The 17,352-nt window shown below is 65.7% G+C and carries 12 protein-coding genes and 2 pseudogenes; 10 read left to right on the top strand and 4 right to left on the bottom strand.

Annotation, left to right across the window (positions count from 1 at the left end; translation table 11 throughout):
• The first annotated feature begins 44 nt into the window (after positions 1–44).
• The 3 genes from purH (at position 45) to yccS (ending at position 5,599) form a co-directional block, all read left to right on the top strand.
• Positions 45–1,628, top strand: coding sequence for a bifunctional phosphoribosylaminoimidazolecarboxamide formyltransferase/IMP cyclohydrolase (purH, locus tag HG421_RS00705; RefSeq protein ID WP_168968347.1), 1,584 nt, complete (start codon positions 45–47; stop codon positions 1,626–1,628).
• A 136-nt stretch (positions 1,629–1,764) separates the two neighbouring features.
• Entirely contained in the window at positions 1,765–3,060 is a 1,296-nt protein-coding gene (purD, locus tag HG421_RS00700) for a phosphoribosylamine--glycine ligase (protein ID WP_168968345.1), read from the top strand.
• 325 nt (positions 3,061–3,385) lie between these two features.
• Positions 3,386–5,599: a YccS family putative transporter gene (gene yccS, locus HG421_RS00695; protein WP_169708047.1), complete on the top strand. Its 2,214-nt coding sequence runs from the start codon at positions 3,386–3,388 to the stop codon at positions 5,597–5,599.
• 248 nt (positions 5,600–5,847) lie between these two features.
• Here yccS and HG421_RS00690 read toward each other — a convergent pair whose 3' ends face one another.
• Positions 5,848–7,038, bottom strand: coding sequence for an MFS transporter (locus HG421_RS00690; protein WP_168968343.1), 1,191 nt, complete (start codon positions 7,036–7,038; stop codon positions 5,848–5,850).
• 97 nt (positions 7,039–7,135) lie between these two features.
• On the opposite strand from HG421_RS00690, the gene HG421_RS00685 reads away from it, so the two are divergent.
• From HG421_RS00685 to HG421_RS00660, 4 genes and pseudogenes are all read left to right on the top strand, one after another.
• Positions 7,136–8,011, top strand: coding sequence for a LysR family transcriptional regulator (locus tag HG421_RS00685; protein WP_168968341.1), 876 nt, complete (start codon positions 7,136–7,138; stop codon positions 8,009–8,011).
• A 234-nt stretch (positions 8,012–8,245) separates the two neighbouring features.
• Positions 8,246–8,842, top strand: a pseudogene (locus HG421_RS00680) (MFS transporter); the annotation flags it as partial.
• A gap of 812 nt (positions 8,843–9,654) precedes the next feature.
• Positions 9,655–10,245: a hypothetical protein gene (locus HG421_RS00670; RefSeq protein WP_168968091.1), complete on the top strand. Its 591-nt coding sequence runs from the start codon at positions 9,655–9,657 to the stop codon at positions 10,243–10,245.
• Positions 10,246–10,591: 346 nt separating this feature from the next.
• Positions 10,592–11,575, top strand: coding sequence for an IS5 family transposase (locus HG421_RS00660; RefSeq protein WP_168968339.1), 984 nt, complete (start codon positions 10,592–10,594; stop codon positions 11,573–11,575).
• A 120-nt stretch (positions 11,576–11,695) separates the two neighbouring features.
• Here the strand turns inward: HG421_RS00660 and HG421_RS00655 are convergent.
• Positions 11,696–11,830: pseudogene (locus tag HG421_RS00655) on the bottom strand (MFS transporter); the annotation flags it as partial.
• Between the two features lie 128 nt (positions 11,831–11,958).
• On the opposite strand from HG421_RS00655, the gene HG421_RS00650 reads away from it, so the two are divergent.
• From HG421_RS00650 to HG421_RS00640, 3 genes are all read left to right on the top strand, one after another.
• The gene (locus HG421_RS00650; RefSeq protein WP_168968337.1) at positions 11,959–13,881 is read left to right on the top strand and encodes an MFS transporter; all 1,923 of its coding nucleotides are present in this window, start codon (positions 11,959–11,961) and stop codon (positions 13,879–13,881) included.
• 323 nt (positions 13,882–14,204) lie between these two features.
• Complete coding sequence (locus tag HG421_RS00645) at positions 14,205–14,585, top strand: CD225/dispanin family protein (RefSeq protein ID WP_168968336.1); 381 nt, start codon at positions 14,205–14,207, stop codon at positions 14,583–14,585.
• Positions 14,586–14,587: 2 nt separating this feature from the next.
• Positions 14,588–14,995 (top strand): DUF2752 domain-containing protein, encoded by a 408-nt coding sequence (locus HG421_RS00640; protein WP_168968334.1) that lies wholly within the window; start codon positions 14,588–14,590, stop codon positions 14,993–14,995.
• A 254-nt stretch (positions 14,996–15,249) separates the two neighbouring features.
• On the opposite strand, the gene HG421_RS00635 is transcribed toward HG421_RS00640, so the two are convergent.
• Positions 15,250–16,143 (bottom strand): cobalamin biosynthesis protein, encoded by an 894-nt coding sequence (locus HG421_RS00635; protein WP_168968332.1) that lies wholly within the window; start codon positions 16,141–16,143, stop codon positions 15,250–15,252.
• 139 nt (positions 16,144–16,282) lie between these two features.
• On the bottom strand, positions 16,283–17,182 hold the full coding sequence (gene nudC / locus HG421_RS00630; protein ID WP_168968330.1) for an NAD(+) diphosphatase: 900 nt from the start codon (positions 17,180–17,182) through the stop codon (positions 16,283–16,285).
• Positions 17,183–17,352 lie beyond the last annotated feature (170 nt).

The following is a 17,352-nucleotide window of genomic DNA, read 5'->3' as shown; positions in this document are numbered from 1 at the left end:
CGCAGCCTACAATATCGGCTGCTCCGCTTCGACATCTCCCACCGATGGCCACTGATTTGCTGCCCGTGCGCCGGGCCCTGCTCTCCGTTTCCGACAAGACCGGCCTGATCGACCTAGCCCGCGCGCTGGTGGCGCGCAACGTCGAGCTGCTGTCCACCGGCGGCACCGCCAAGGCGATCCGCGAGGCCGGCCTGCCGGTGAAAGACGTCGCCGATCTCACCGGTTTCCCGGAAATGATGGATGGCCGGGTCAAGACCCTGCACCCGTTGGTGCACGGCGGCCTGCTGGGGCGTGCCGGCATCGATGAAACAGTGATGGCCGAGCACGGCATCGTGCCGATCGACCTGCTGGTGCTGAACCTGTATCCGTTCGAGTCGGTGACGGTGAAGGCCGATTGCACCCTGGCCGAGGCGGTGGAAAACATCGACATCGGCGGCCCGGCGATGCTGCGCAGCGCGGCCAAGAACTTCGCGCGCGTGGCCGTGGCCACCGATCCGGCGCAGTACGCCGACCTGCTGGCCGAGCTGGAGGCCAACAACGGCCAGCTGTCGGCGGCCAAGCGCTTTGCGCTGTCGGTGGCCGCGTTCAACCGCGTGGCGCAGTACGACGCGGCGATCAGCAATTATCTCTCGGCGGTGGCCGACAGCGCCGAAACCGTGCCCACGCGCAGCCCGTTCCCGGCGCAGATCAATTCCAACTTCATCAAGGTGATGGACCTGCGCTACGGCGAAAACCCGCATCAGTCCGGCGCGTTCTACCGCGACCTGTATCCGGTGCCGGGCACGCTGGCCACCTTCCAGCAGTTGCAGGGCAAGGAACTGAGCTACAACAACCTGGCCGATGCCGATGCGGCGTGGGAATGCGTGCGCCAGTTCGACGCGCCGGCCTGTGTGATCGTCAAGCACGCCAATCCCTGCGGCGTGGCAGTGGGCGCGGCCTGCGGCGATGCCTACGAGCTGGCCTATGCCACCGACCCCACCAGCGCCTTCGGCGGCATCCTGGCCTTCAACAAGACGCTGGATGCAGCCACGGCCAAGGCCATTCTCGATCGCCAGTTCGTCGAAGTGTTGATTGCGCCGGATTACGAGGCCGGCGCGCTGGAATACGCCAGCAAGAAAGCCAACGTGCGCGTGCTCAAGATTCCGCACGGTAATGGCCTCAACAACTACGACACCAAGCGGATCGGCTCGGGCCTGTTGATGCAATCGGCCGACAACCGCGGCATGTCGCTGGGCGAATTGAGCGTGGTCACCCAGCGCGCGCCCAGCGAGGCGGAACTGGGCGATCTGCTGTTTGCCTGGCGCGTGGCCAAGTACGTCAAGTCCAACGCGATCGTCTATGCCAAGGACAGCCGCACCATTGGTGTGGGCGCCGGGCAGATGAGCCGCGTGGTCAGCGCCAAGATCGCCGCGCTCAAGGCCGAGGAAGCCAAGCTCACGGTGGCCGGCTCGGTGATGGCATCGGATGCGTTCTTCCCGTTCCGCGACGGCATCGATGCCGCAGCGGCAGCCGGCATCCAGGCGGTCATCCAGCCGGGCGGCTCGATGCGCGATGGCGAAGTGATCGCCGCCGCCGACGAACACGGCATCGCAATGGTGTTCACCGGCGTGCGCCACTTCCGGCACTGACGTGCCGGGAATGGGGAGTGGGGAATCGGGAATCGTAAGAGCGGTTCCCTATGCCACTCCACATCGTACGGCCCGCAGAACCAGGGACTTTGCTGTTCCCATTCCCTAATCCCCATTCCCCATTCCCGGTACCTCCATGAAAATCCTCGTCATCGGCTCCGGCGGCCGCGAACACGCCTTGGCCTGGAAGATCGCCCAATCCGCACGCGTCAGCGAGGTGCTGGTGGCGCCGGGCAATGCCGGCACCGCCAGCGAGGCCAAGTGCCGCAACGTGGCGATCAAGGTCGATGACCTGGATGGCCTGCTGGCGCTGGCGCAGCGCGAAGCCGTCGCGCTCACCGTGGTCGGGCCGGAAGTACCGCTGGTGCTGGGCGTGGTCGATCGCTTCCATGCCGCTGGCCTGCGCATCTTCGGGCCCACCGCCAAGGCCGCGCAGCTGGAAGGCAGCAAGGCCTTCGCCAAGGATTTCCTCGCCCGCCACGGCATTCCCACTGCGTATTACGCCGTGCACACCGAGGTGGACGCGGCACTGGCCTACGTGCGCGACAAAGGCGCGCCCATCGTGGTCAAGGCCGATGGCCTGGCCGCCGGCAAGGGCGTGATCGTGGCGATGACCCTGGCCGAGGCGGAAGACGCGGTGCGCGACATGCTCTCGGGCAATGCGTTCGGCGATGCCGGTGCGCGCGTGGTGATCGAGGAATTCCTCGATGGCGAAGAAGCCAGCTTCATTTCCATGGTCGATGGCACACACGCCTTGCCGATGGCCACCAGCCAGGACCACAAGCGCGTCGGCGATGGCGACACCGGCCCCAACACCGGCGGCATGGGTGCCTACTCGCCGGCGCCGGTGGTGACGCCGCAGGTGCATGCACGGGTGATGCGCGAAGTGGTCGAGCCCACCGTGCAGGGCATGATCGCCGACGGCGTGCCGTTTACCGGGTTTCTGTATGCCGGGTTGATGATCGATGCGCACGGCGCGCCCAAGGTGATCGAATTCAACGTGCGCTTCGGCGACCCGGAGACCCAGCCGGTGATGCTGCGCCTGCAGTCGGACCTGGTGGATCTGGTCGAAGCGGCCATCGACGGTACGCTCGACCGCACGCAAGCGCAGTGGGATCCGCGTCCGTCGCTGGGCGTGGTGATCGCGGCCAAACCGTATCCGGAAACGCCGGTCACCGGCGAGGTCATCCATGGCCTGGATGCGGTGCCCCCCAGCGCCAAGGTCTTCCACGCCGGCACCGTCTTGGATGGCGACGGTCAGGTGCTCAGCGCCGGGGGCCGCGTGCTGTGCGTGGCCGCGCTCGGCGACAGCGTGCAGGACGCGCAGCGCGCCGCGTATGCCGGCCTGCAGCCGATCCACTGGCCCAACGCCTTTCAGCGCAGCGACATCGGCTGGCGTGCGATCGCGCGCGAACGCGACGCGCAGGGCTAGGCCGCATCCTTCCCCCGCTTAAACCGCGTCCTTCCCCCGCTGGCGGGGGAAGGTGCCCGAAGGGCGGATGGGGGCAAGCACGGACATCCGCTGGTTGTCGGCCGAATAGAGCAACAGCTGGCTGGTGGTCGTCGAGAAGGCAGTGTTCAACAGGTTGCAAGGTCACCAAGCGCGGTAAGCGGCCGTGCAGCGGGGCTGCGGCGCAATCGCGCACGCCGCTGCAGTCCGCCCCCATGCCGGCTACTGACAAAGGACTAGCCCCTGTCCACACCGGCAGCGTGCGCGTGCGGCAATAATGCCGGTCACGCCTGCCCTTGCCGAGACCGTGGCCACCACGTCCTTCGAATCCCGCCTCAGCCGCTTGTGGGCCCATGAAAAGGCCAGCTACGGCCTGCGTGTCTTCATCGCACTGTCGGTGGCCCTGGGCGTGTGCTGGCACCGGCAGGAATTGACCGCGGTGCCGGCGCTGTTCCTGGGCATCATCGCCAGCGCCATTGCCGAGACCGACGACAACTGGCTGGGCCGCATCAAATCGGTGCTGCTGTCGTTGCTGTGTTTTGCCGCTGCCGCAGCGGCCGTGACGCTGCTGTTCCCCTACCCGCTGCCCTTCGTGATCGGCATGGCGCTGGCCACGTTCTCGCTGACCCTGCTCGGCGCACTCGGCGAGCGCTATGTCTCGATCGCGCAGGCCACGGTGGCCTTGTCGATCTACGCCATGATCGGCATGGATCAACATGGCAGCCACGATCCGCGCATCGCCTGGCACGGTGCGGCATTACTGATGATCGGGGCCGGCTGGTACGGCGTGCTGTCGATCCTGTGGACCATCCTGTTCGCCAACCGCCCGGTGCGCGAGCGGCTGTCGCGACTGTTCTTCGAGTTGGGCCTGTATCTGCGGCGCAAGGCCGATCTGTTCGAACCGGTGCGGCAAAGCGACCTGCATGCGCGCCGGCTGGCGTTGGCCGAGCAAAACGCCAAGGTGGTCGGCGCGCTCAACGCCGCCAAGACCGCCATCATGAGCCGCTTCGGTCGCTCGGGGCGGCCGGGCGTGCAGTCGGGCCTGTATTTCCGGCTGTATTACATGGCGCAGGAATTCCACGAGCGCGCCAGTTCCTCGCATTACCCGTACGAGGCGCTGACCGACGCGTTCTTCCATAGCGACGTGCTGTACCGCTGCCAGCGCCTGCTCGCGCTGCAGGGCAAGGCCTGCGCGGCGCTGGGCGAGGCGATCCGCCTGCGCCAGCTGTTCGACTACGGCGACAACAGCCGCCTGGCCACCGACGACCTGCGCCAGTCGCTGGATTACCTGCATGCGCGCGCCGACCCGGCGCTCGCCCGCCTGCTGGGCGCGCTGGAGCTGCTGGTCACCAACCTGCAGAGCATCGAACGGCGCCTGTCCGAAGCGGCGCAGTCCGATTCCACCAGCGACAACCTCGATACCCGGCTGCGCGACTCGTCCCCGCACACCTTGCGCGAAATGGCCGCGCGCCTGGGCCAGCAACTCACTCCGGGCTCGGTGCTGTTCCGGCACGGGCTGCGCATGGCCATCGCACTGGTGGTGGGCTATGCGGTGATGCAGTCCATCCATGCCGACAACGGTTACTGGATCCTGCTCACCACCGCGTTCGTCTGCCGCCCCAACTACGGCGCCACCCGCTTGCGGCTGGTGCAGCGCATTGCCGGTACCCTGATCGGCCTGGTCGCCACCTGGGCGCTGATGCAGCTGTTTCCAGGTACCGAAGTGCAACTGCTGCTGGCGCTGGTCGCCGCACTGGTGTTCTTCATTACCCGCACCGATCGCTACATGCTGGCCACCGCCGGCATCACGGTGATGGCGTTGTTCTGCTTCAACCTGCTCGGCAATGGGTTCGTGCTGATCTGGCCGCGCCTGATCGACACGGTGATCGGCTGCGCCATCGCCGCGGCGGCCTCGTTCCTGATCCTGCCGGACTGGCAGGGCCGCCGGCTCAACCAGGTGATGGCCACGGTGCTGGCCAGCTGCGCGCGTTACCTGGCCCAGGTGCTGGAGCAATATGCCAGCGGCATGCGCGACGATCTGCCCTACCGCATCGCACGCCGCGACATGCACAACGCCGATGCCGCGCTGTCGGTCGCCCTGTCCAACATGCTGCGCGAGCCGGGCCGCTACCGGCGCAACCTGGACGCGGGGTTCCGCTTCCTGGCGCTGTCCAACACCTTGCTCGGCTATCTCTCCGCACTGGGCGCGCACCGCGCCGCGCTGGAGGGCGGACACGATGCCAGCATCGCCCGGGCCGGCGAGTATCTGCAGCGCGCACTCGGTGCGCTTGCCACTGCCTTGGGCCAGCGCCGGCCGCTGCCGCTGCACGACGAAAGCGAAGAACTGGCCATGGCCGAAGCGCTCGAACAGCACGCCGTGCAACTGCCGCCCAAGCAGCGCCTGGTGCGCGACCAGCTGGCGCTGACCCTACGCCTGCTGCCCAAGCTGCGCGCTGCAGCACTGGCGGTCACCGAGGCACCGGCCGACAACGCCGCTCCCACGGCGTTGCAGCGCGCGTAGCCCACGGCCGAAAGGCAGCGTCGGGAACCGGCGCTACCGGGCCGGCGCGCATCAGCGCCTTGGCACCGTCAGCACCTGGCTGAAGACTGCCGGCGCTCCGTGTCCTCGCTGCGCGGTCCGTTGCGTTGTCGGCACCTGGTGCAGACATGGCTGCGTCGGATGCTTGCACCACGAACGACCGCGCAACCGGTGATCGTATACCTGGGCCGCCCCCCATCGGCGGCCCGGCAGGCACACTGCGAAGGCACTCATTTCCAGGTGCCGCGCGACACACTGAGCGCCACCCAGCCCAATGCCACCACCGCCAGCAGCGCGCCACCGACCACCACGCCCGGCCAGCCGGCCTGCGCATACACTGCCGTGCTCAGCGTCGAACCCACTGCACCGCCGATGAAGTAGCAGGTGATATAGGCCGAGGTGATGCGGTTGCGCGCCTGCGGATTGCGTTGATAGATCACGCTCTGGTTGGCGATGTGCACGCCCTGCACCGCGATATCCAGCAGCAGCACGCCAACGATCAGCATCGCCATCGACTGCGGCGCGAACGCCAGCAGCCCCCACGACAGCAGCAGCATCACCAGCCCGCCCCAGCTGACGCGGTCGCCATGGCCGTGATCGGACCAGTGACCGGAGCGGTTGGCGGCCAGCGCACCGACCGCACCGATCAGGCCGAACAAGCCGATCACCGCAGTGCCATAGCCATAGCTCGGCCCGGACAGCAGGAACGCCAGCGTGGTCCAGAACATGCTGAAGCCGGCAAAGATCAGCCCACCCAGCACCGAGCGCGAACGCAGCACCGCATCGTCGCGCAGCAGTGTCAGCACCGAGCCCACCAGGTGCGGGTAGGACAATTGCGCATTGCCCGGATGCCGCGGCAGCCCGCGCCACAGCAATGCCGCAGTCACCAGCAGCAGCCCGGACGCGATCCAGTACACGGTCTGCCAGCCGCCCACGCCGGCCAGCAGCCCTGCCGCCGTCCGCGCCAGCAGGATGCCCAGCAGCAAGCCGCTCATCACCGTGCCGATCACCCGCCCGCGCTCCTGCGGCGCAGCCAGGGTGGCGGCAAACGGCACCAGGATCTGCGCCGCCACCGAGCTGGCGCCGGTCACGATCGTGCCAACCAGCAACATCGCGAAACTGTGCGAACTGGCGCTCACCAGCAGGCCCAGCGCGCTGAGCACGAACAGCCCAACGACCAGGCTGCGCCGTTCCAGCCGGTCGCCCAACGGCACCAGCAACAACAGGCCGGCTGCATACGCCAGCTGTGCCACCGTCACCACCGCGCCAGCGCTACGGACCTGGATGGCGAAGGTCTGCGCCAGGGTTTCCAGCAAGGGCTGCGCGTAGTAGTTGCTGGCCACTGCCAGCCCGGTGGCGGTGGCCATCAGCAGCACCAGGCGGCGCGGCAGCGGTGAATGGAGAGTGGAGTCGGTGGTCATGGCCTTGGCCTGCAGATGGAATGGGCGCAGTGTGGGCAGCGCATTGACATCTTTCCAATGTATTGTTTTCACTGCTCCCATCGCATTTCGAGATTGCATGCTGACCCTGCGCCAATTGGAATTTGCCGTGGCCGTGGCCGAGGAAGGCGGCTTCACCGCCGCCGCCCGCCGCTGCAACACCGTGCAATCGGCGCTCAGCCACCAGGTGGCCAAGATCGAGGAAGCGCTGGGCGCGCGGCTGTTCGAGCGCGGCCCGCGCCAGGTCCGGCCCACCGCCGCCGGCGAGGTGTTCCTGCACAACGCCCGCCAGACCCTGCGCGCAGCCGAGCGCCTGCACGAGGAAATGGCGCAGGCGCTGGGCACCGTGCGCGGGCAGCTGACGCTGGGGCAGATCTCCTCGCTGAGCACGGTGCGGGTGCCGGCGTTGCTGCGCCAGTTCCGCGCCGCGCACGCGCGCGTGGACGTGCATCTGCGCACCGCCATGAGCGAGGTCTTGCTGCACGATCTGGGCGAAGGCCGCCTGGACGTGGCCCTGGTCGGCGTAGGCCCGCAGGTGACGGTGCCGGCGCAGCGGCTGCTGCTGCATGAAGAACCGCTTGCGCTGATCGTGGCGCCCGGCCACCGCTTTGCCACCCGCAAGCGGGTGGCGCTGGCCGAGCTGGAAGACGAGCCGATGGCCGGGCTGGTGGCCGGCGCCGGCGTGCGCGGCATCATCGATATGGCCTTCGAACACGCCAAGCTGCACCAGCGCCGGCAATACGAGGTCACCCACGCCGACCTGATGCGCGAGCTGGTCGCCGCCGACCTGGGCGTGGGGATCGTGCCGCAGACCATGGCCGCGGCCATGCGCGAGGTGGTGACCGTCGCCCTGACCGAGCGCTTCGTGTTCCAGACCTATGCGGTGTGGCGGCCGGACCCCACCCCGGCCGCGCGCGCCTTCGTGGCCTTGCTGCGCGCAGCCAGCACGGCCTAACGCGGCGGCGGTGCACGGGTACCGATAGCGCGGGCAGGGCCACTCCATGCAGTGCTGCCGATCCCGGACAGCGAGCCCACCGGCCGGCCGCGTGTGCAGGCGTGTCGGTCACCGCTCCGGCCGCCCGGGCGGCGTACGCACGGCCTCGGCCCGGACATCCTGGCGCGTGCATCGCCCATCCACCAGCACGCCGTGCAAGCCTGCTAGGCTGCGCGCGTTCGCAAAGGAAACTGCATGTCCGGTCACAGTCAGTTCGCCCTGCTCAGGCAGCGCCGCTTCTTGCCGTTCTTCGCCGTGCAGGCGTTGGGCGCGTTCAACGACAACGTGTATCGGCAGGCCATCATCGGCCTGCTGTTCTATCTGGGCATCGACGCGGCGCAGCGTACGCTCTATACCAACCTGGCGCCGGCATTGTTCATCCTGCCGTACTTCCTGTTCTCCGCGCTGGCCGGGCAGATCGCCGAGAAGCTGGAGAAGCAGAAGCTCATCGTGATCACCACCACGATGGAGATTGCGATCATGTCGCTGGCGGCGGTGGGGTTTGTCACCGAGAACATGGTGATCCTGCTGGTTGCGCTGTTCTGCACCGGGCTGCAATCCACGCTGTTCGGGCCGGTGAAGTATTCGATCCTGCCCTCGGTGCTCAAACCGGAGGAACTCACCGGCGGTAATGGCCTGGTCGAGATGGGCACCTCGATCTCGATCCTGTGCGGCATGATCTTCGGCGGGTTGATCTTCCAGATTGCCGGCAGCCACGGGCCGCAGGCGGCGGCCACTGCAGTGATCGTCATCGCCGTCACCGGCAACCTGGTGGCGCGCCTGGTTCCCAAGAATGTGCTACGAAAACAAATGGCTGCATTTCGCGTGACTCCCTGTCGACCCTCAAGCCCCGGCGGCGGCTGCGTGGCTTCGCTTCCTCGGCAAAATGCTCGCAACTGCAGGGCACCGCGCACGTGCGCAGCCGAAAGATATTGGAGCAGCTCAACGTGACTGCATTGCACCCATCAGGCGAGCGACTACCTCCCACACTTTAATTTTTTCAATCCAAGTATTCCGCCCCGGCGGTCAGGCAACTTTCCTACGCATACTGTCATGCGGCGATCAATCACTCGACTACAGGTGAACAGATAATGGGACTTTGCGCATCCAAACCCCACACATTGAATGCAAGCCCCTCATATAGCACGCATTCCTCATACGATAGCGAAGGGTCGTCGCGAGCATCCACTGCGCCCGTCGTTGAAAGCAACTCGCTACCGCAATCGCCGCAGCTGTCAGCGCTGAGGGTCGCCTTGGGTACGCGACCGGAGAGGTTGCGAACAGGCGGAGATGCGGCTCTGGAGCAACACCAGATCCAACAGGCCGCCTACCATATGGGGGCGTATGTCGTAGGTGACGAGGTCACGAGTCCGACAAGACTCGCGGCAGCCGGGCAAACCGTTCACGACGTCCGCCTGCTGCTCAAGCATGGCCGGGGAAATGTGAAGGCGGACGACATTCCCTCGCACAGCCACAACGGGATCGGATCGTCGGTCGCAAGGATGGCACCGGACGAAGCCGTTAACGTTGCAACGGCTGTCGTGATGGGAGCGGCGCTCTGCGATCAGTCCGCTCCCCTCTGCGCTATCGTCCACGCTCCACACATGGCTGCCGACGAGTTGAGTGAGACCGTTGGCGCTTACGTGCCAATGAAGCAGGTGACCAACGAAGGTCATGAGATCCCGGTCCAAGCAGGGCACGCCTGGAACGAACTACGGCGAGGAGGTCGCGACCCTAGTTCGACCGTGGTCATGGATGCCTGGGCCAACGGTCCAGCTGTTCGGTTGAAAGACAGCGCATGGAGCGGAGCGACGATTCAGAAAAATCCTTGGTCAATGGACAAGGGCGGCGCTGAGTCCCTGAAAGAAACCCTTGAGCACTGGATTCCGTTACTGCATCCGGACAGGAGCCAGTCCACTGCCGCGAATCTGAGGGAGAAGCAGAAGGAACCCACGTCATGGATAAAATATGGAGAACCACAAGTTGTCTCACCCGAATTCGCTAGCCGAGTACGCGAGGTATTGTCCCGTTGTCCTGAAGAGCAACGACGGAAAATCGCATCACGGATGATTCAGGAAACGTACGGAATGGATACCGATACTCCCGCGCACCAGTCCGCAGTGGAATCGGTTCTGGCAGCAGCAACCCAGCTGGATTCACTGCCCCGGCCTCCTGTCGTGCCGCCGGAGCACTGAACTATCGAGAGGATCCAGTCTTCCCGCCGCTGGATCACGGGGCGCCGGTATCGATGACGATACCGGCGCTCCCGCCAGAGCAGACGAGCAAGGCCATGTAAGAGGGTTTGCTGGGATTCATGCGGAAAAGAGCCAGTTCGTTAGAACCCTCCGGACTGCATAAACACTCCGACAATCAGCCCGGGCCGCTCCAACCGGTCGCCCGGCGGTACCAGCAACAGCAGCCCCGCCGCGTAGGCCAGCTGCGCGGCAGTTGCCATTTCCCCGTCACTGCGCACCTAGGGAAACTCTGAACAATCCATCCTGATCTGCCACAATCGATCAACGACCCGAGTAGACGATTTCGATGCAACTGACCTTCGGCGACGCGGAGTGCAATGGCAAGCGCAAGCGCACACGGCGCGAGGTGTTCTTGGCCGAGATAGATCAAGTGGTGCCGTGGAAGGCCTTGCTGGCGCTGATCGTGCCGCACTACCCGAGGTCCGGGCAGCCGGGGCGCCAGCCGTATCGGTTGGAAACGATGCTGCGCATCCACTTTTTGCAGCAGTGGTATGCGCTGAGCGATCCATCAGCGGAAGAAGCCCTGTACGACACGGTGTCGATGCGCCGTTTCGCCAAGATCGGCGGGCTGGATGAGGTGCCGGACGAGACGACGATTCTCAACTTCCGCCATCTGTTGGAGCAGCACGATCTGGCGCGCAAACTGTTCGATCGGGTCAACGCGCACCTGTGGCGCAAGGGGCATAGCTTGCGCGGCGGGACGATCGTGGATGCCACGATCATCGCTGCGCCCAGCTCGACCAAGAACAAGCAGGGCGAGCGCGATCCGGAGATGCATCAGACCAAGAAGGGCAACCAGTATTACTTCGGGATGAAGGCGCACATCGGGGTGGACGACGACTCCGGGCTGGTGCACCACGTCGAATGCACGGCGGCCAACGTGGCCGATATCACGCAAGCGCACAAGCTGCTGCACGGCAAGGAAGGCACGGTGTGCGGGGACAGCGGCTACACCGGGCTTGAGAAGCGCGATGAGATGAAGGGCAAGCGCAAGCTGCGCTACCTGATCGCGGAGAAGCGCTCGAAGCTGAGGCAGATCAAGAACAAACGTGAATCGAAGCGAGCCAAGCGTAGGGAGTACACCAAGGCCAGCCTGCGGGCGAAGGTGGAGCATCCGTTTCGGGTGATCAAACGCCAGTTCGGCTACGTCAAGGTGCGCTATCGCGGTTTGGCGAAGAACACCGCGCAGGTGCTGACGCTGTTTGCGCTGTCGAACCTGTGGCTGAAGCGTAAGCATTTATTACCTGCCGTGGTCGACGTGCGCCCGTAGTTTGGGCAACTGGCAGCAAATGCGCCGAAAACGGCAAAAATCGAGGGTTTGAACGCAAAATACGCGGCTCTGGACGGCTTTTCATGTCTGCTGGTGGTGTTGATCAGAGTTTCCCTAGGTCCCGAGCGCCTGCGCCAACGTCTCCAGCAACGGCTGCGCGCAATGTTTGCTCGCCGCCGCCAGCCCTGAGGCCGCCGCCATCTGCAGCACCAGCCGGCGCGGCAGTGGTGGATGCGCAGCCGATTGGACGGCCATGACAGGAGTATGGTTGGGAGAGACCCCCAGTGGGGGCAGTGACGCGGCATGTTCCAAGCGCGCCTAGCAGCATCCACCAACCCACCGTGCAAGCCTGCTAGGCTGCGCGCGTTCGCAAAGGAAACTGCATGTCCGGTCACAGTCAGTTCGCCCTGCTCAGGCAGCGCCGCTTCTTGCCGTTCTTCGCCGTGCAGGCGTTGGGCGCGTTCAACGACAACGTGTATCGGCAGGCCATCATCGGCCTGCTGTTCTATCTGGGCATCGACGCGGCGCAGCGTACGCTCTATACCAACCTGGCGCCGGCCCTGTTCATCCTGCCGTACTTCCTGTTTTCCGCGCTGGCCGGGCAGATCGCCGAGAAGCTGGAAAAACAGAAGCTCATCGTGATCACCACCACGATGGAGATTGCGATCATGTCGCTGGCGGCGGTGGGCTTCATCACCGAGAACATGGTGATCCTGCTGGTTGCGCTGTTCTGCACCGGGCTGCAATCCACGCTGTTCGGGCCGGTGAAGTATTCGATCCTGCCCTCGGTGCTCAAGCCGGAGGAACTCACCGGCGGTAATGGCCTGGTCGAGATGGGCACCTCGATCTCGATCCTGTGCGGCATGATCTTCGGCGGGTTGATCTTCCAGATTGCCGGCAGCCACGGCCCGGAGGCGGCGGCCACTGCAGTGATCGTCATCGCCGTCACCGGCAACCTGGTGGCGCGCCTGGTTCCCAAGGTCGATGCCGGCGCGCCGGACTTGCAGATCAACTGGAACCCCATCCCCGAATCGCGCGCCATCATGCGCCTGACCCGGCGCACGCCGGCAGTGCGCAACGCGGTACTGGGCGTGTCGTGGTTCTGGTTCGTCGGCACCGTGCTCACCGCACAGTTGCCCGGCTATGCGCAGCTCAACCTCGGCGGCCAGCAGGACCTGTACGTGTTCGCGCTGGCGCTGTTTTCGATCGGCACCGGCGTCGGCTCGTTGCTGTGCGAACGGCTGTCCGGGCGTACCGTGGAGATCGGCCTGGTGCCACTGGGCGCATTCGGCATCAGCGCCTTCCTGCTGGACCTGTACCTCGCCCGTCCCGGCGCGGCGCCGGTGAGCGATCTGTCGATCGGCCAGTTCGTGCAGCAGGCCGGCAGCGTGCGGTTGATCGTCGATCTGGTCGGCATCGGCCTGTTCACCGGTCTGTTCGTGGTGCCTTTGTTCGCGCTGATCCAGAGCCGCACGCCCAAGGCCGAACTCTCGCGCGTGATCGCCGGGCTCAACATCCAGAACGCGTTGTTCATCGTGGCCGCGGCGGTGATCGGCATCGCGCTGCAGCTGCCGCAGGTGGTGCTGTTCGGGCACCGCATCCCGATGCCGGGGCTGAGCATTCCGCAGGTGTTCCTGGCGCTGGCGATCGCCAACACGCTGGTGGCGCTGTGGATCTTCACCCTGGTGCCCGAGTTCCTGATGCGCTTCCTCAGCTGGGTACTGGTGAGCGTGCTGTATCGCCTGCGCGCGCGCGACATCGACACCCATGTGCCCGACGAGGGCGCCGCATTGCTGGTGTGCAACCACGTCAGCTACATGGACGCGCTGATCCTGTCGGCGGTGATCCCGCGCCCGGTGCGCTTTGTCATGTACTACAAGATCTTCCGCATCCCGGTGATGCGCTGGATCTTCCGCACTGCCAAGGCCATTCCCATCGCCGGCGCACGCGAAGACCCGGCGTTGATGCAACAGGCCTTCGACCGCATCGATGCGGCGCTGGCCGATGGCGAGCTGGTGTGCATCTTCCCCGAAGGTGCGTTGACCAAGGATGGCGAGATTGCCGCGTTCAAATCCGGTGTCGAAAAGATCCTGCAGCGGCGCAACGTGCCGGTGATTCCGATGGCGCTGCGTGGCATGTGGTCGAGCATGTGGAGCCGGCGCGACACGCGCCTGGGCCGCATGCGGGTGCCGCGCCGGATGCGCGCGCAGATCGAGGTGGTCGCCGGCCCGGCCATCGCCGGCGACCAGGCCAGCGCCGCGCTGCTCGAACACCAGGTGCGCACGCTGCGCCAGGACCGGCCGTGAGCCGCATGGGCGCAGCCTTTGCGTCCATCGCGCACCGCGAGTAGCCTGTGCGCCACTGCACGCTTTACCGCCGCGTTCGCCAAGCGGGCGCGGCCGGTCGTACCGGGGGACGTCGTTGTGCTCGATCACTTGCCTGGGCCGTCTGCCGCAATCGGTAGCTGCCGCGCATTCCGGCCGCGCGCTGCTGCGCTGCCGCAGCAAGGCCGTGTCGTTACCGCAGATGCTTGTCATTGCCGCGCAGCGTCGCCGTTCAATCTCCCCACGTACTCGAGCCGCAGATACACGAACCATTTGCCGTTGTTTACCACCCAAGGAGCTTCACCATGAGTGCCATCCCGCCGCCGATCCAACCACCTCCCGCCATGTCGACGCCACCTCTCCAGCCGATCAGGAATCATCTGGTCTGGTCAATCGTCATGACGGTGCTTTGCGTGCTGATCTGCTGTTCGTGCTGGACCATTCCCGGCATCGTGACCGGCATTGTGGCGATTGTCTTTGCTGCGAAAGTAAATCCGCTGCTCAACGCCGGAGACATCCAGGGCGCCATCAAGGCCTCAAATACCGCGAAAGTCCTCGCCTGGGTGACAACCGCGATCTTCGCGCTCGGATTGATCCTGTGGGTGGTCTCCATCGCCAGCCTTGGCGTTGACGGCTATAGAGCAAAAATCCTCGAAATGCAGCAACAAATCGAGAGTTCACGATAAGCGTGTCCAAAAGACTGCTCTATCTCTCGTTGGCGCCAGCTGCAGTAGCAGCTGGTGCCGGCACATGGATTTTTTGGAAATTTGATCCCAATCTCCCCGGCAATCCCTTTCCTCCCTGCGCCTTCCATGCACTCACCGGCTTTTACTGTCCGGGATGCGGCATTACCCGCGCACTTCATGCGCTGGTGCACGGGGACTTGGTGAGCGCGTTCGGAATGAATGCACTGGCAGTCGGGCTATTGGCATTGGTACCGTTTGTCGTGCTCTGGCACCACGGCTGGCAACCGGCGATATTCCAGCCCATAGCGCGTGCGTTGAGTTCACCATTGCTTTGGATCACGCTACTGCCTGGATTCTGGATTGCACGCAATCTGCCTTGGCTCCCGTTTACGCTGCTTGCGCCGGGGTGATCGCCCTGATCGGCTTTGGCATATCCAGTAAAGAAGCGAACTGGATCGCTATCAGCAGACCAAAAACAAATGCGGCTTCAGTGGCATAGGACTGACAGCAGCATCATGGAAAGAGATGGATCGTCTTTCACATAGAAATGGGTGGTGGTAGCGCCTGCACTCGGTTTTCCAGACCGGCGTCTCTATCGGATCCAAGTTGATGCAGCAAAAATAATCGGCAGACCAACACTCAAGTGCAGGTTGAAGGAACAGCACTACCGCACCCACCCCGCAATCACCAGCAACGCCAGCACCACCATCCACAGCAGCAGCACGCGCCAGACCAGGCTCATCGCATCGCGCACTTCCGGTAGCCGGCGCCACACCGGCACCAGCCCCGAATCGGTGTAGTCGTGCGCTTCCTCGCGCAGGTCGGCACTGACGCTGGCGCGCGCCACCGCACCCAGGAAATGCGGCTCCAGCGTCCAGCGGTTGCCGTGCGCTTCGCGCCAGGCCCGGAACACCGTGTCGAAATTGCCCACCAACGCCATCGATACGGTGATCAGCTGCGCGACTGGCCATTCCAGCGCAGCCAGCAGCCAACGCGCGCCAGCCAGGTTGCGTGGTGGCAGCAGCACCGCCAGCGGGCTTTCCACCGCCAGGGCGGTCAGCCGATACAGCACCGCGCCAACCGGCCCCAGCAGCAGGAACCACCACAGCACGGCGAACCAGCGGCGCAGGCCGTTGACCACCACCGCCTCCACCAGCGACGGCGCATCTTCATGCACGCTGCCGCCGGCCGCCTGCAGGTGCGAAATCGCCTCGCGTCGCGCGCCGGGCGCATCGGCATCGATCACCGCTTCGACATCGCGATCCAGATCGCGCGGGCCCCAGGTCCAGGCCAGCACCGCCACGCCGAACAGCAGCGACAGGAAGCCGTGCCATACATCGTCCAGCGCCCATTGCAGCAGCGCGACCACGACCAGCACCGGCACTAGCGCCAGCAGCACGCCGTAGCGGCCTTGCCACGCACCGCGCCCGGCGGCGACGCTGTCCAGCCGGCGCAGCCAGTGGCCGAACCACTCGAAACGCCGCAGCCTGGCCACCTGCGCCGGCACCAGATGACCCAGCGTGAGTGCGACGACGACGGCAACCAGGGTGGTGAACATGGGTGTCCCTCCTCAGCCAAGTCTAGCCGAGCAGACGCAACCGGACTGCAACGACGTCTTTGCGCCGTTTGCAGGCGCAACAGCGCGCTGCACAGCGACCGCTGAGGCGAGCGGGCCGCAAGGGGCGACGCCCAGGCACTCAGCCATGGCTGCGATACCAGTGCTCGATCAGCGCGCGTGCAATCGAGATGGCCGGAGGCAAGCCGATGCCCTCGTCTCCCCCCTGCCCGGCCAGCGCTGCACCGACCTCGGCATGGCTGACCCAACGCGCGTCTTCCAGCTCACCGGTTACCTGCGGCACCTCGCTGGCAGCCGCATGCGCACTGAAGCCCAGCATCAACGCGCCGGGAAATGGCCACGGCTGCGCGCCCAGATAGCTGCAGTGCTGGATCCGCACGCGGGTCTCCTCGTGCACTTCGCGCGCCACGGTCTGCTCCAGCGATTCGCCCGGCTCGACGAAGCCGGCAATCACCGAATAGCGCCGCGGCGCCCAGCTGGCCTGGCGGCCCAGCAGCAGCCGCCGCCCGTCGCTGACCGCGACGATGATGGCCGGATCCACGCGCGGGTAGTGCTCGGTCTGGCATTGCGTGCAATGGGCGATGAAGCCGGCACGGCGGAATACGATCGCCCCGCCGCAGACGCCGCAAAACCGCGTGCGCGCCTGCCAATGCAACATCGCCCGCGCGTACGACACCGCAGTGGCGATGTCTGCCGGCCATTCGGCTGCCGCCTGGCGCAGGTCCACCCGCTGCGGCGCCTTCAGGTCGAGCGGGTCGGCCGACAGGCAGAACCAGCCCTGGCCATCGCGCACCCCCAGGAAGATGGCCGCCTCCGGCCCATCGGCAAGCGCGGCGCCCCGCAGCAACAGCGGCTGCCCCTGCGCATCGGCCAGGGCGGTGCCCTTGGCATCGATCAACAGCACATGGCCCTGCGCCCACATCTGCGCCAGGGCAGCCGGGTCGTCGCGCAGCGCATCGCCGCGATCCAGTGGCGCGTGGGTGAAGGCGAAACCGGACAACGGAAGAGTGGATTCTGACATCGGCGCAAGCCTGCCGATAATCGGCGACACCCGCAACCATGCCGTGCACGGTCGTCGCACACTCCAGGCTGCACGTTCAGACGCCGACGCGATGGCTGCGAGCGATCGGTGCACTGCACGCGGCTGCGGACAGTGCGGCCCTGCCGCGCTGGTACAGCGGCGCGCACCCA

Source organism: Xanthomonas campestris pv. badrii, from assembly GCF_012848175.1.
GTDB classification, from domain to species: domain Bacteria; phylum Pseudomonadota; class Gammaproteobacteria; order Xanthomonadales; family Xanthomonadaceae; genus Xanthomonas; species Xanthomonas campestris_C.
Note: the sequence above shows the minus strand (reverse complement) of the source record. Positions and strands in the feature narration are given on the sequence as shown.

Bases quoted from the DNA above. Each gene is read 5' to 3' on its own strand.
- HG421_RS00635 (WP_168968332.1), bottom strand. From the start codon at position 16,143: ATGTTCACCACCCTGGTTGCCGTCGTCGTCGCACTCACGCTGGGTCAT.
- purH (WP_168968347.1), top strand. From the start codon at position 45: ATGGCCACTGATTTGCTGCCCGTGCGCCGGGCCCTGCTCTCCGTTTCC.
- HG421_RS00650 (WP_168968337.1), top strand. From the start codon at position 11,959: ATGTCCGGTCACAGTCAGTTCGCCCTGCTCAGGCAGCGCCGCTTCTTG.
- HG421_RS00645 (WP_168968336.1), top strand. From the start codon at position 14,205: ATGAGTGCCATCCCGCCGCCGATCCAACCACCTCCCGCCATGTCGACG.
- HG421_RS00690 (WP_168968343.1), bottom strand. From the start codon at position 7,038: ATGACCACCGACTCCACTCTCCATTCACCGCTGCCGCGCCGCCTGGTG.
- purD (WP_168968345.1), top strand. From the start codon at position 1,765: ATGAAAATCCTCGTCATCGGCTCCGGCGGCCGCGAACACGCCTTGGCC.
- HG421_RS00660 (WP_168968339.1), top strand. From the start codon at position 10,592: ATGCAACTGACCTTCGGCGACGCGGAGTGCAATGGCAAGCGCAAGCGC.
- HG421_RS00670 (WP_168968091.1), top strand. From the start codon at position 9,655: ATGGCTGCCGACGAGTTGAGTGAGACCGTTGGCGCTTACGTGCCAATG.
- HG421_RS00685 (WP_168968341.1), top strand. From the start codon at position 7,136: ATGCTGACCCTGCGCCAATTGGAATTTGCCGTGGCCGTGGCCGAGGAA.
- nudC (WP_168968330.1), bottom strand. From the start codon at position 17,182: ATGTCAGAATCCACTCTTCCGTTGTCCGGTTTCGCCTTCACCCACGCG.